This window comes from Micromonospora sp. NPDC047762 (assembly GCF_043204655.1).
In the GTDB taxonomy this organism is placed as follows: domain Bacteria; phylum Actinomycetota; class Actinomycetes; order Mycobacteriales; family Micromonosporaceae; genus Micromonospora.
In genome coordinates this window covers 1-13,169 of sequence record NZ_JBIDCQ010000005.1, presented here as the reverse complement: position 1 = coordinate 13,169, position 13,169 = coordinate 1, and the positions used below count along the sequence as shown (strand labels likewise).

The window sequence follows — 13,169 nt, the reverse complement described above, 5'->3', positions numbered from 1 at the left end:
CTGTCACTCCTTAAGATCGCCGGTCATGACTGTTCTCACCACCGAACGCCTGATCCTGCGCGATTGGACCGCCGATCCGGCCGATCTGGCCCGGATCTACGACATCTACTCCCGCCCGGAGATCAGCCGTTGGTTGGGAGTCGCGCCGGGCCTGCCGCTGACCGACCCGGCGCAGGCCGTCGAGCGGTTGCGGATCTGGCAGGAGCGGCACGCCGCCGACGGCGGCCGGTACGGCACCTGGGCGATCGAGGTACGGGAGACGGGTCAGGTGGTGGGCACGGTGCTGCTCAAGCCGTTGCCGGGGCGCGACGAGTCGCGCCGGAGCGACGACATCGAGGTGGGTTGGCACCTGCACCCGGACGCGTGGGGCCACGGCTTCGCCACCGAGGCGGCCCGCGCGGCGGTCGACCGGGAGTTCGCCGCCGGCACCCGGCAGATCTACGCGGTCGTGGCGCCGGGCAACGAGCCGTCGATGGCTGTCGCTCGGAGGCTGGGCATGACCCATGTCGGTCAGCGCACCGACTGGTACGGCGGGGAGCTGCTGGAGACGTTCGTGCTGACCGCACCAGATGCCTGATCGTTCCCGCACGACCTGACGCAAGATCCGCGCAACTTCGGGGAAGGTGCTGCCTCCAGTCGTCGGGAGGCGGCACCTTCCCCGAAATTGTCTGCAGGTCGGGCCGTGGGTCGACTCCCAGGGCAGACAAGTTCGTCAATAGTCACGGCGGTCGAAGTGTTGACGCTCCCGTAGCACGTCAGTAACCTTTGGGCCAAAGTAACGCAAGATTTCGACAAAGGCGTGCACGGTTCTGTGCACACACTCGGAAGATTCAACGGGCCTCCTGGGGAGGCCCGTTGATGGTCGTACCCCTCTGGTGTTTCCAGGGCGGTCGGCGCCCCCGCGCCGCCCGTACCACCCGTCTCTCTCGACACCGGCCCTCTCGCGTCGGCCGGCGCTGCACCGCCGCACCCCCACCCCCGTGGTCCAGCCACCGCGGCAACCGTCCCCCGACGACAAGGACAGTGATGAGACGAACGAATCTGTTCAGGATGGTGGCGGCCACGGCCGCCGCCGCGCTGATCGCGACGGCCGGGGCGACCGCCCTCGCGAACCCGGCCGCCGCCGCCCGCCCCACCGAGGCGGGCGCAGCAGCACCGAGCGCCTTCGCCCCGGCGGCCACCAACCTCGCCCAGGGTCGTCCCACCCAGGAGAGCGGCCACGCCGACGTCTACGACTCGTCGAAGGTCGTCGACGGCAACGCGGGCAGCTACTGGGAGAGCGTCAACAACGCGTTCCCCCAGTGGGTGCAGGTCGATCTCGGCTCGTCGCAGAGCGTCAACCAGGTTGTTCTGAAGCTGCCGACCTCCGGTTGGGGGACCCGGACGCAGACGCTGAGCGTGCGGGGCAGCACCAACGGTTCGTCCTTCACCGACCTGGTCGGGTCGCAGACGTACACCTTCAACCCGGCGAGCGGCAGCACCGCCACGATCAACTTCAGCTCGGCCTCCACCCGCTACGTCCGGATCACCATCACCGCCAACAGCGGCTGGCCGGCCGGGCAACTCTCCGAACTGGAGGTGTACGGCAGCGGCGGCACCACCCCGGACACCACAGCGCCGAGCGTTCCCGGCAACCTCTCGTACACCCAGTCGGGCACCACCATCAGCCTCAACTGGGTCGCGTCGACCGACAACGCGGGCGGCAGCGGCATCGCCGGCTACGACGTCTACCGCAACGGCGCGTTCCTCCAGTCCGTCGGCACCGTGACCACCTTCAACGACACCCAGCCGGCCACGGCGACAGTGTCGTACTTCGTCCGGGCCCGCGACGCGGCCGGCAACCTGTCCGGCAACAGCAACACGGTGACCCGCACGGGCAGTGGTGACACCACCGCGCCGAGTGTCCCGGGGACGCTCTCGCAGAGCACGTCGGGCAGCACGATCACGCTCACCTGGGGGGCCTCCACCGACTCCGGTGGCAGCGGGCTCGCCGGCTACAACGTCTACCGGGGCGGCAGCCTGATCGCCACGTTGGGCACCGTCCTCACCTATCAGGACACCCAGCCGGCGACGGCGACCGTCTCCTACTACGTCCGGGCCCGCGACGGTGCCGGCAACCTCTCCGGCAACAGCAACACCGTCACCCGGACCGGCAGCAACCCGCCCGCCTGCACCAACGTGGCGCAGGGCAAGAGCATGACGGCGAGCGGCTCCACCTTCAGCTTCACCCCGGACAAGGCGAACGACGGGCAGCTCTCCACCTACTGGGAGGGCGCGGCGAGCTACCCGCAGAACCTGACTGTGGCGCTCGGCGCGAACCACTCCATCTCCGGCGTCACCGTGAAGCTCAACCCGGATTCGTCCTGGGGCACCCGTACCCAGACCATCCAGGTCCTCGGCCGCGACCAGGCCTCGTCCTCGTACACCAGCCTGGTGTCGGCGGCGGCCTACCAGTTCGTCCAGGGCAGCAACGTGGTGACCATCCCGGTCAGCGCGACCACCGCAGACGTGCAGTTGCGGTTCACCGGCAACACCAGTGCCCCGTCCGGCCAGGTCGCCGAGCTTGAGGTGTGCGGCACCCCGGCGCCCAACCCGGACCTGGTCGTCAGCTCGGTGACCTGGTCGCCCTCGTCGCCCAGCGAGGTCTCCCCGGTCACCCTCTCGGCCGTGGTGCAGAACATCGGCTCAGCGTCCGCCGGTGCGACGACAGTGAACTTCAGCCTGGCCGGCGCGGTCGTCGGCAGCGCCTCGGTGGGCGCGCTGGCCGCAGGCGCCTCGACCACTGTGTCGTTCAACGCCGGTACCCGGCCGATGGGCAGCTACGCCGTCTCGGCGGTGGTCGACCCGGCGAACACGATCGTCGAGCAGAACAACGGCAACAACAGCTTCACGGCAGCGTCGCCGCTGGTGGTGGCGCAGGCACCGGGCCCGGACCTTCAGGTGCTCAGCATCGCCTCGAACCCGCCGAACCCGGCCGTCGGGGCGTCCGTCACCTTCACCGTGACGGTTCGCAACCGGGGCACCACCGCGACCGGCGCGACCACCGTCACCCGACTGGTGGCGGGCAGCACCACGCTCAACACCAACACCGCCTCGATCGCCGCCGGCGCGACGGTCACCGTGGCCGTCAGCGGCACCTGGACCGCCACCAGCGGCGGCGCCACCCTCACCGCCACCGCCGACGCCACGAACGTGGTCGCCGAGACCAACGAGACCAACAACGCGTTCAGCCAGTCGATAGTGGTCGGGCGTGGGGCAGCCGTCCCGTACGTCTCCTACGAGGCGGAGGCCGGTCGTTACCAGGGCACGCTGCTGGAGACCGACGCCCTGCGGACGTTCGGACACACCAACTTCGCCAGCGAGTCGTCCGGTCGCAAGTCGGTACGGCTCACCAGCACCGGCCAGTTCGTCGAGTTCACCTCGGCCAACCAGGCCAACTCCATAGTGGTGCGCAACTCCATCCCGGACGCGCCCGGTGGCGGCGGCATCGAGGCGACCATCAGCCTCTACGTCAACGACGTCTTCTCCCGGAAGTTGACACTGTCGTCGAAGCACAGCTGGCTCTACGGCAACACCGACGGGCCGGAGGCGCTGACCAACACCCCGCAGGCCGACGCCCGGCGGCTCTTCGACGAGTCGAACGCGCTGCTGGCGCAGTCGTACCCGGCCGGCACCCGGTTCAAGTTGCAGCGCGACTCGGGTGACACCGCTTCCTTCTACGTCATCGATATGATCGACCTGGAGCAGGTGGCGGGGCCGGCGAGCCAGCCGGCCGGCTGCACCTCGATCACCTCGTACGGCGCGGTTCCGAACGACGGAATCGACGACACCGCAGCCATCCAGCGGGCGGTGACCGACGACCAGAACGGTGTCATCAGCTGCGTCTGGATCCCGGCCGGGCAGTGGCGGCAGGAGCAGAAGATCCTGACCGACGACCCGCTGAACCGGGGCACGCACAACCAGGTCGGCATCAGCAACGTCACGATCCGGGGCGCCGGCATGTGGCACTCGCAGCTCTACACGCTGACCGAGCCGCAGAACGTGGTGGGCGGCATCAACCACCCGCACGAGGGCAACTTCGGCTTCGACATCGACAAGAACACCCAGATCTCCGACATCGCCATCTTCGGCTCGGGCCGGATCCGCGGCGGTGACGGCAACGCCGAGGGTGGCGTCGGTCTGAACGGTCGCTTCGGCGCCGGCACGAAGATCAGCAACGTCTGGATCGAGCACGCCAACGTGGGCGTCTGGGTGGGTCGCGACTACGACAACATCCCCGACCTGTGGGGGCCGGCCGACGGGCTGGACTTCAGCGGCATGCGGATCCGCAACACGTACGCCGACGGCATCAACTTCAGCAACGGCACGCGCAACTCGCGGGTGTTCAACTCGTCGTTCCGCACCACTGGCGACGACGCGCTCGCCGTCTGGGCCAACCCGTACGTCAAGGACCGCAACGTCGACATCGCCCACGACAACCACTTCGTCAACAACACCATCCAGCTGCCCTGGCGGGCGAACGGCATCGCCATCTACGGCGGTTACGACAACTCGATCCAGAACAACCTGATCTACGACACCGCCAACTACCCGGGCATCATGCTGGCGACCGACCACGACCCGCTGCCGTTCTCCGGCACGACGCTGATCGCGAACAACGGGCTCTACCGCACCGGCGGCGCGTTCTGGAACGAGGACCAGGAGTTCGGTGCCATCACGATCTTCCCGGCCACCAGGGACATCGTCGGGGTCACCGTCCGGGACACCGACATCATCGACTCGACCTTCGACGGCATCCAGTTCAAGAACGGTGGCGGCAACATCCCGAACGTCGCCATCACCAACGTACGGATCGACAAGTCCAACAACGGTGCCGGCATCCTCGCGATGAGCGGCGCGCGTGGTAACGCCAACCTGACGAACGTGACAATCACCAACTCGGCCGACGGCAACATCGTCATCCAGCCGGGCTCGCAGTTCGTCATCACCGGCGGCTAGTTCGCCGCTTGATCAACACGGCTTCAGTGAAGTCGGGGTGTCCGCGGACTGCGGACACCCCGATTTCCATGAAGCCGAGTCGATCGCTTCGTCGCGTTCGCGGCGGTGAGCCGGCCCGTGCGATGATCAAGGCCGGCTCGCTGGCGGGAGGCTGACGAATCAGGATGGGTGTCGTGACGACCGGGCTCTGCCTCGCCGTACCCGCTCTGCTCGTGCTCTGGTTGTGGGGCCGACCTCTGCTCACCGGCCGCTGGAAGACTCCGGGCTGGTTCGCCGCGACGGCCGGGCTCTCGGTCGTCGCCACCGCTGTCACCTGGTTCGTCGGCGCGTTCTCGGGTTCATCCATGAGCTCGGAGGAGTCCTGCCGACAGGCCGGCGTCACCTACGACAGTGCCTACCGCGCCGCGCACTGGCGTGAGTCGTCGCGGTGGTTCCCCCTCCACGACCGGTGCAACGCCACCTACGACCTGGTGCCCGCCTGGATCAACCCGGCCCTGGTGCTGCTGTCCCTGCTGGCCGTCCTCTGCGTCGGCGCAGCGGTCTGGTTGGCCGTCGTGCGGCCTCGAACAACGACGAGTCGGGCGCCGGCCCGCAGATCTTGGACACTTTCCGTTCGGCCATGACGGAAACTGTCCAAGATCTGCACGCGCCTCGCTGCGGTGCAGTCCACTCGGATAGACGGACCCGGTGTGCGATGACGCGTTTCTGGGGCTGCGGTGGCTAGGCTGACCTGAGCAGAATGTCCCTCTGAGGGGGTGAGCCCGGATGGCCCAGGCCGCGTTCGCGCCGGAGCCGGCGCCGCAGCACACCGAGCCGTCGTTCGACGTGCTGCGGTGGCACGACGAACCCTGGACTGCGCAGCTCGCCCTCGACCTGTTGCCGGAGACCAACGGCCCCAAGGTTGAGGTCCTGAGCGGAAGCGTGATCGTGACACCACACGCGGGAATCGATCATCAGTCGGTCGAGCGGGAATTGCCCTACGTGCTGCACCGTGCTGCGCGGAAGGCCGGATTCTGGGTATATCCGGAGATCAACGTCATCTCCGGGGATGACCTCTTCATCCCGGACATCGCTGTGCTGCGGAAATCAGGTGGTGGCCGCACGACGGTCCCCATCGCCGAGGCGGTGTTGTTGGGGGAAATCGTTTCGCCGGGTAACCGGCGTAAGGACGTGATCGACCGACCCCGCGAGTACGCCGCCGTCGGGGTGCCGTTCTTTCTCCGGGTGGACCTGCGTAACCGGGTGCCGACCATTGCCCTGTTCGAGCTGTCCGACGGGGAGTACCGGCCGTTGGCCGCCGCTGCGGCGGGGAGCACCTTCGCGATGCGGGAGCCGTTCGAGTTCTCCATCGATCCGGCCGAGCTGCTGGACGAGGAGGAGCCGGCGGAGGGGGAGGGCTGAGGCTCCCAGCGGGCGTGCAGCGGCGGTGGGGAAGAATGGCCGGGTGACTACCCCCCGCGACCTTGTTCTGCTCGGGTCCACCGGCTCGATCGGCACCCAGGCCATCGACATCGTCCGGCGTAACCCGGACCGGTTCCGGGTGGTCGCCGTGGGTGCCGGCGGCGGCAACGTCGAGCTGCTCGCCACGCAGGCCCTCGAACTGGGCGTCGAGGCGGTCGGGGTGGCGAAGGCGTCCGCCGCGCAGGATCTGCAACTCGCGTTCTACGCGGAGGCGAGCCGGCGCGGATGGGCCACCGGTGACTTCAAGCTTCCCAAGATCGTGGCCGGGCCGGACGCCATGACCGAGCTGGCCCAGTGGCAGTGCGACATCGTCCTCAACGGGGTGGTCGGCTCGCTGGGCCTCGCTCCTACGCTGGCCGCGCTGCGCGGTGGTCGTACCCTCGCGCTTGCCAACAAGGAGTCGCTCGTGGCCGGCGGCCCGCTGGTCAAGGCCGCGGTGACGCGGCCCGGGCAGATCGTGCCGGTCGACTCGGAGCATTCGGCGCTGGCCCAGTGTCTGCGCTCCGGGACGCGGGGTGAGGTGCGGCGGCTGATCGTCACGGCCAGCGGCGGTCCGTTCCGGGGTCGGCGGCGCGACGAGTTGACGCAGGTCACACCCGAGCAGGCCCTCGCGCACCCGACCTGGAACATGGGGCCGGTCGTCACGATCAACTCGGCCACCATGGTCAACAAAGCCCTTGAGGTGATCGAGGCGCACGAGCTGTTCGACGTGCCGTACTCCGACATCACCGTGATGGTGCACCCGCAGTCGGTGATCCACTCGATGGTCGAGTTCGTCGACGGGTCAACGATCGCCCAGGCGAGCCCACCGGACATGCGACTGCCGATCGCGCTGGGCATGGGCTGGCCCGACCGGGTCCCCGAGGCGGCCACCGCCGTCGACTGGACGGCCGCGCACACCTGGGAGTTCGCGCCGCTCGACGACGAGGCGTTCCCGGCCGTCGCCCTGGCCAAGGCCGCCGGGGAGGCCGGGCGCTGCCGGCCGGCGATCTACAACGCGGCGAACGAGGAGTGCGTGGCCGCGTTCGTGGCGGGCCGGCTGCCGTTCCTCGGCATCGTCGACACCCTCGAACGGGTGTTGGAGGAGGCTCCGGACTTCGACGAACCAGGTACCGTCGAGGACGTGCTCGCGGCCGAGTCGTGGGCGCGCGCGCATGCGCAGGAGATCATCGCGGGTTCGGTGGAAGGAGCTTGATGTCGTACCTGCTCGGGGTGGTCCTCTTCGCCCTGGCCATTCTCATCTCGGTGAGCCTGCACGAGGCGGGTCACCTGCTGACCGCCAAGGCGTTCGGGATGAAGGTCACCAAGTACTTCGTCGGTTTCGGGCCCACCATCTGGTCGTTCCGGCGGGGTGAGACCGAGTACGGCCTCAAGGGCATCCCCCTCGGCGGCTTCTGCAAGATCGTCGGGATGACGCCGCAGGACGACGATGTCGAGCCGGGCGACGAGTCCCGGGTGATGTGGCGTTACCCGGTCTGGAAGCGGACCATCGTGATGGCCGCCGGGTCGATCACGCACTTCGCGCTCGCCCTGGTCACCATCTGGATCCTGGCCGTCTCCGCCGGCCTGCCCAACCCCGACTTCCCGACCACCGACGCGCAGGCCCGCCAGGAGCCCGCCGTCATCCAGCTCAGCCAGTGCGTGGTCCCGGAGAACGCGGTGCGCGCCTGCACCTCCGCCGACGCGGCCAGCCCGGCCGCCCAGGCGCAGTTGAAGAACGGGGACCGGATCACCTCGATCAACGGCACCCCGGTCAACTCCTACGGCGACCTGCTCACCACGCTGCGCAGCCTCAAGCCGGGCGACACCGCGCAGATCGCGTACGTCCGCGACGGGCAGCCGGCCACCACCAGCACCGTGCTCGCGCAGACGCAGCGTCCGCCGCTGGACAACCCGACCGGTGCCGCCGCCCCGGTGGCCGCCCTCGGCGTCGGGCTCGTCCCCAGCACGCCCACCCGCGTGACGTACGGCCCGGTCGGGGCCTTCGGCGCCACCGCCGACTTCACCGGTCAACTGGCCGTCGGCACCGTCCAGGCACTCCAGCGCCTCCCGCAGAAGGTCCCCGCCCTGTGGACCGCCCTCACCGGCGGCGAGCGCGACATCGACACCCCGATCAGCGTGGTCGGCGCCAGCCGGCTCGGCGGCGAGGCGGTCGAGAACAACGCCTGGCTGGTCTTCTTCATGCTCTTCGTGTCGCTGAACTTCTTCATCGGCGTGTTCAACCTGCTGCCGCTGCTTCCGGTCGACGGCGGCCACATCGCCGTCGCCTGGTTCGAACGAGCCCGCTCCTGGATCTACGCCCGGATCGGCCGGGCCGACCCCGGCCGGGTGGACTACCTCAAACTGATGCCCTTCACGTACGCGGTGATCCTGATCGGTGGCGCGTTCACGCTGCTGACCATCGCCGCGGACGTCGTCAACCCCATCACGCTCTTCTCAAGGTGAGTGCCTGAAGTGACAGCTATCAGTCTCGGTATGCCCGCCGTGCCGCCCCCGCCGCTCGCTCCCCGTCGGGCCAGCCGCCAGATCATGGTCGGTTCGGTTCCGGTCGGCGGCGGTGCGCCGGTGTCCGTGCAGTCGATGACCACGACCCTCACCTCCGACATCAACGCGACCCTCCAGCAGATCGCCGAGCTGACCGCGTCCGGCTGCCAGATCGTCCGGGTGGCGGTGCCGTCCCAGGACGACGTCGAGGCGTTGCCCGCGATCGCCAAGAAGTCGCAGATCCCGGTGATCGCCGACATCCACTTCCAGCCCAAGTACGTCTTCGCCGCGATCGACGCCGGCTGCGCGGCGGTCCGGGTCAACCCGGGCAACATCCGGCAGTTCGACGACAAGGTCAAGGAGATCGCCCGTGCCGCGGGGGCCGCGGGGGTGCCGATCCGGATCGGCGTCAACGCCGGCTCGCTGGACAAGCGGCTGCTGAGCAAGTACGGCAAGGCCACCGCCGAGGCGCTCGTCGAGTCGGCGCTGTGGGAGTGCTCGCTGTTCGAGGAGCACGGTTTCCGCGATATCAAGATCTCGGTCAAGCACAACGACCCGGTCGTGATGATCCGGGCGTACCGGCAGCTCGCCGAGCAGTGCGACTACCCGCTGCACCTCGGCGTCACCGAGGCCGGGCCGGCGTTCCAGGGCACCATCAAGTCGGCGGTCGCCTTCGGAGCGCTGCTGGCCGAGGGGATCGGCGACACGATCCGGGTGTCGCTGTCCGCCCCGCCGGTGGAGGAGATCAAGGTCGGCAACCAGATCCTGGAATCCCTCGGTCTGCGCGAGCGGGGCCTGGAGATCGTCTCGTGCCCGTCCTGCGGGCGGGCCCAGGTGGACGTCTACAAGCTCGCCGAGGAGGTCACCGCCGGCCTGGAAGGGCTGCCGGTGCCGCTGCGGGTCGCCGTCATGGGCTGCGTGGTGAACGGTCCGGGTGAGGCCCGGGAAGCCGACCTCGGCGTCGCCTCCGGCAACGGCAAGGGCCAGATCTTCGTCAAGGGGCAGGTCGTCAAGACGGTGCCCGAGGCCCAGATCGTCGAGACCCTCATCGAAGAGGCGCTGCGGATCGCCGACGAGATGGGCGCCGAGCTTCCCGAGGAACTGCGCGGGCTGGTCACCGGCCCGACCGTCACCGTGCACTGATTTTCGATGTGAAAAAAGCGGCCGTTCCCCGTGCGGGGAACGGCCGCTGTGCGTTTGTGCTGATCGTGCGCTGTGGTGCGGGCTGGCGCTGTGGTGCGGGCTGGCGCTGTGGCGCGGCCTGGCGTCACTCGGATTCGGCGAGGATCGCGTACAGCTTGCGCCGGGTCTCGTCGAGCACCTGGGCGGCCCGCTCACGCTGGTCGTCGGTGCCGTTCATCATCACCTGGCGCAGAGCGTTCATCGCCTGTGTGCCGGAGTCGCGGATGTCGTGCCAGCTGCTCACCGTGCCCTGGGCGACGTCCGCCCACGGCGGGGTCTGCGCGGCCTCGGTGGCCTCCGCCTGACCGGCCTCGGTGACGGTGAACCGCTTCCGCCCACCACCGGACTCCTCGGTGCTGGCGACGATCACGCCCTCGTCCTCGAGGAGCTGGAGGGTGGGGTAGATCGAGCCGGGGCTTGGCCGCCATGCACCGCCGGTGCGGGAGTCGATCTCCTGGATCATCTCGTAGCCGTGCATCGGCCGCTCGGTGAGCAGGGCCAACACGGAGGCTCGGACGTTGGGGCGTCTGCCCCGACCCCGTCCACGGCCCCGGCCGCCCCAGGGGCCGCCGTGTCCGTGCTCGTGGCCATGACCGTGCGGACCGGGCGGGACCGGTGGGAAGCCGAACCCCCGCATCCGGGCCTCGTGCATCGGGTGGTGCTGTCGGTGGAACCTCATGAGGCTCTTCCTTCCTTAGGACTATCGCTGATGCATCAACGATATATCGGCAATGCATCGCCGACAACCCCGATCTAACAAACCGTACGTACGTCTTGTTAGGGTGTCGGTCATGCGCCTGCTTCCCCCGCCGGGTCCGGCCCGGGTCCTCACCCTCGGCACTCTGGTCAAGACCGTGGGGCGGGGCCTCTGGCTCGTCGCCAGCGCGCTCTTCCTCACCCGGTCGGTCGGCCTGTCGGCCACCCAGGTCGGCATCGGGCTGACCATCTCGGCCCTGGTCGGTGTGTTGGCCAGCGCCCCGAGCGGCTACCTGGCCGACCGCGTCGGCCCACGCGGCGTGCAGGTCGGCGCGCTGTTCGCCGCCGGCACCCTGACCGTCGGCCTGGTCGCCGTCCGGTCGTTCCCCACGTTCGTGCTGGTGGGAGCCGCCACCGCGCTTGCCGACGCGGTCGAGAGAGGTGCCCGCGGCGCGTTGATCGCCGGAGCGATCCCGGCCGACCAGCGGGTCCGCACCCGCGCCTACCTGCGAGCCACCACGAACGTCGGGATCTCCGTCGGCGCCGTCCTCGGCGGCTTCGCCATCGCCGCCGACACCCGGACCGGGTACGTCGCGCTGATCCTGGCCTCGGCGGGGACATCCCTGGCAGCAGCGGTGGTCTTCCTTCGACTACCCACCGTCGCCCCGGTCGCCGCTCCGACGCACGGCCCTCGGCTGGTCGCCCTACGGGACCGCCCGTTCCTCGCCTTCACCCTGGTCGACGGGCTGATGTCGATGCACTTCAGTCTGCTCACCATCGCCCTGCCGTTGTGGATCGCCGGCCACACCCAGGCCCCAGCCTGGATGATCTCCGCGTTGACGCTGGTCAACACCGTGGCGGTGGTGCTCCTTCAGGTACGCGCCGCGGGCACCGCCGCCACCCTGCCCGGAGCCGCCCGCGCCGCTCGTCGAGCGGGCGTGGCCATCGCCCTGGCCTGCGTACTCTTCGCCGCCAGCGGCGCGCTGCCCACCGCCGGGGCGGTGGGCCTGCTCGGCCTCGGGGCGCTCGCGCACGTCACCGGAGAACTGTGGCACTCCGCCGCCGGCTGGGGGATCTCCTTCGGGCTGGCACCGGCGGACGCCCAGGGGCAGTACCAGGGGGCGTACGGCATGGGCTACGAGCTGGGCAAGATGCTCGCACCGGTAGTGGTGACCACCCTGGCCCTCGGCTGGGGCGTACCCGGCTGGCTCGTACTCGGTGCCCTGTTCCTCCTGCTCGGAGCCCTGGTGCCCCCGGTCGTCCGGTGGGCCGGGCGGACCCGGCCTCGGGTAACCGGTGCCGGCCTTGTCACTCGACCGGCGAAGCGGGGGGCTGATCTGGCAGGCTGATAGCCGTGCTGACGGTGCCGGTACGCCAACTGGGGGAATCGGAGCGCCGCGCGGTCGAGCGACTGCTCGACCATGACCCGTTCGCGGGCGCGCAGGTCGCCGAGCGCATCGCCGCGCGCGGACTCTCGTGGTGGCGGGCCGAGGGCAGAATCCTGGGGTACGGAGCCCGCCGCAACCTCGAATCACTCTGCTGGCTCGGCGGCAACCTCACGCCGGTGCTGGCCAGCGACGCCGCGGTGGCTGCCTTCGCCGACCTGCTCGCAGGCGAGGAGCGGCTCTGTTCCTCCATCGTCGGCCGGGCCGATGCCGTCCTCGGCCTGTGGGACCGCCTCTCCGACACGTGGGGGCCAGCGCGAGACGTTCGCCCCAATCAGCCACTGCTGGTCACCGACACGCTGCCACCCGTACCGGCCGATCCGGAGGTACGCCAGGTTCGCTCCGGCGAGGTCGACCGGCTCTTCCCGGCGGCGGTGGCCATGTACACCGAAGAGGTTGGCGTCTCCCCGCTGGCCGAGGACGGCGGACGCAGCTACCGCCGACGGGTCAACGACCTGGTCCGCACCGGTCGCGCGTACGCCCGCATCATCGACGGCAAGGTCGTGTTCAAGGCCGAGTTGGCAGTGGTCACCAAACGGACGGCGCAGATCCAGGGCGTCTGGGTGGCACCGGAGTGGCGAGGCCGGGGGATCGCCACCGCCGCCATGGCAGCCGTGGTCCGCGACGCGCTGCTGCGGGTCGCCCCCACCGTCAGCCTGTACGTGAACGACTTCAACCTCCCGGCCCGCCGCGTCTACGAGCGCTGTGGCTTCCAGCCGATCGGCACCCTGGCCACCGTCCTCTTCTGACCGCTGCCGGTGCGGGTGGTGATGCATCCCCGCAGATCTTGGACAGTTTCCGTTCTCGCGGCGGGCTCAAGCGGTGGTTGCAACACCGAGTAGCTGGGTCATCTTCTCACCGGGGGTGGCCCAGCCCAGGGTCATGCGGGGGCGGTCGTTGAGT

Annotated in this window: 10 protein-coding genes; 9 read left to right on the top strand and 1 reads right to left on the bottom strand. The window is 69.5% G+C overall.

What is annotated here, in order from left to right; genetic code table 11:
• Nucleotides 1-25: 25 nt before the first annotated feature.
• The 7 genes from ACGF3C_RS17085 (at nucleotide 26) to ispG (ending at nucleotide 10,086) form a co-directional block, all read left to right on the top strand.
• The gene (locus tag ACGF3C_RS17085) at nucleotides 26-577 is read left to right on the top strand and encodes a GNAT family N-acetyltransferase (RefSeq protein WP_393222913.1); all 552 of its coding nucleotides are present in this window, start codon (nucleotides 26-28) and stop codon (nucleotides 575-577) included.
• A 449-nt stretch (nucleotides 578-1,026) separates the two neighbouring features.
• Nucleotides 1,027-4,998: a CARDB domain-containing protein gene (locus tag ACGF3C_RS17080; RefSeq protein WP_393222910.1), complete on the top strand. Its 3,972-nt coding sequence runs from the start codon at nucleotides 1,027-1,029 to the stop codon at nucleotides 4,996-4,998.
• Between the two features lie 173 nt (nucleotides 4,999-5,171).
• The gene (locus ACGF3C_RS17075; protein ID WP_393222907.1) at nucleotides 5,172-5,621 is read left to right on the top strand and encodes a hypothetical protein; all 450 of its coding nucleotides are present in this window, start codon (nucleotides 5,172-5,174) and stop codon (nucleotides 5,619-5,621) included.
• A gap of 142 nt (nucleotides 5,622-5,763) precedes the next feature.
• A complete protein-coding gene (locus ACGF3C_RS17070) occupies nucleotides 5,764-6,399 on the top strand; it encodes a Uma2 family endonuclease (protein WP_357229612.1) in 636 nt (211 codons plus the stop codon).
• Between the two features lie 43 nt (nucleotides 6,400-6,442).
• Nucleotides 6,443-7,654, top strand: coding sequence for a 1-deoxy-D-xylulose-5-phosphate reductoisomerase (gene dxr, locus ACGF3C_RS17065; RefSeq protein WP_393222904.1), 1,212 nt, complete (start codon nucleotides 6,443-6,445; stop codon nucleotides 7,652-7,654).
• Nucleotides 7,654-8,904 (top strand): M50 family metallopeptidase, encoded by a 1,251-nt coding sequence (locus tag ACGF3C_RS17060; protein ID WP_393222901.1) that lies wholly within the window; start codon nucleotides 7,654-7,656, stop codon nucleotides 8,902-8,904. Before dxr ends, ACGF3C_RS17060 begins: the two co-directional genes overlap by 1 nt.
• Nucleotides 8,905-8,913: 9 nt before the next feature.
• A complete protein-coding gene (gene ispG, locus ACGF3C_RS17055; protein WP_112588507.1) occupies nucleotides 8,914-10,086 on the top strand; it encodes a flavodoxin-dependent (E)-4-hydroxy-3-methylbut-2-enyl-diphosphate synthase in 1,173 nt (390 codons plus the stop codon).
• Nucleotides 10,087-10,210: 124 nt separating this feature from the next.
• On the opposite strand, the gene ACGF3C_RS17050 is transcribed toward ispG, so the two are convergent.
• Complete coding sequence (locus ACGF3C_RS17050; RefSeq protein WP_357200254.1) at nucleotides 10,211-10,804, bottom strand: PadR family transcriptional regulator; 594 nt, start codon at nucleotides 10,802-10,804, stop codon at nucleotides 10,211-10,213.
• 112 nt (nucleotides 10,805-10,916) lie between these two features.
• On the opposite strand from ACGF3C_RS17050, the gene ACGF3C_RS17045 reads away from it, so the two are divergent.
• Both ACGF3C_RS17045 and ACGF3C_RS17040 read left to right on the top strand, forming a co-directional pair.
• Nucleotides 10,917-12,170 (top strand): MFS transporter, encoded by a 1,254-nt coding sequence (locus ACGF3C_RS17045; protein WP_357229618.1) that lies wholly within the window; start codon nucleotides 10,917-10,919, stop codon nucleotides 12,168-12,170.
• A gap of 5 nt (nucleotides 12,171-12,175) precedes the next feature.
• Entirely contained in the window at nucleotides 12,176-13,015 is an 840-nt protein-coding gene (locus ACGF3C_RS17040) for a DUF4081 domain-containing GNAT family N-acetyltransferase (RefSeq protein ID WP_196921561.1), read from the top strand.
• Nucleotides 13,016-13,169 lie beyond the last annotated feature (154 nt).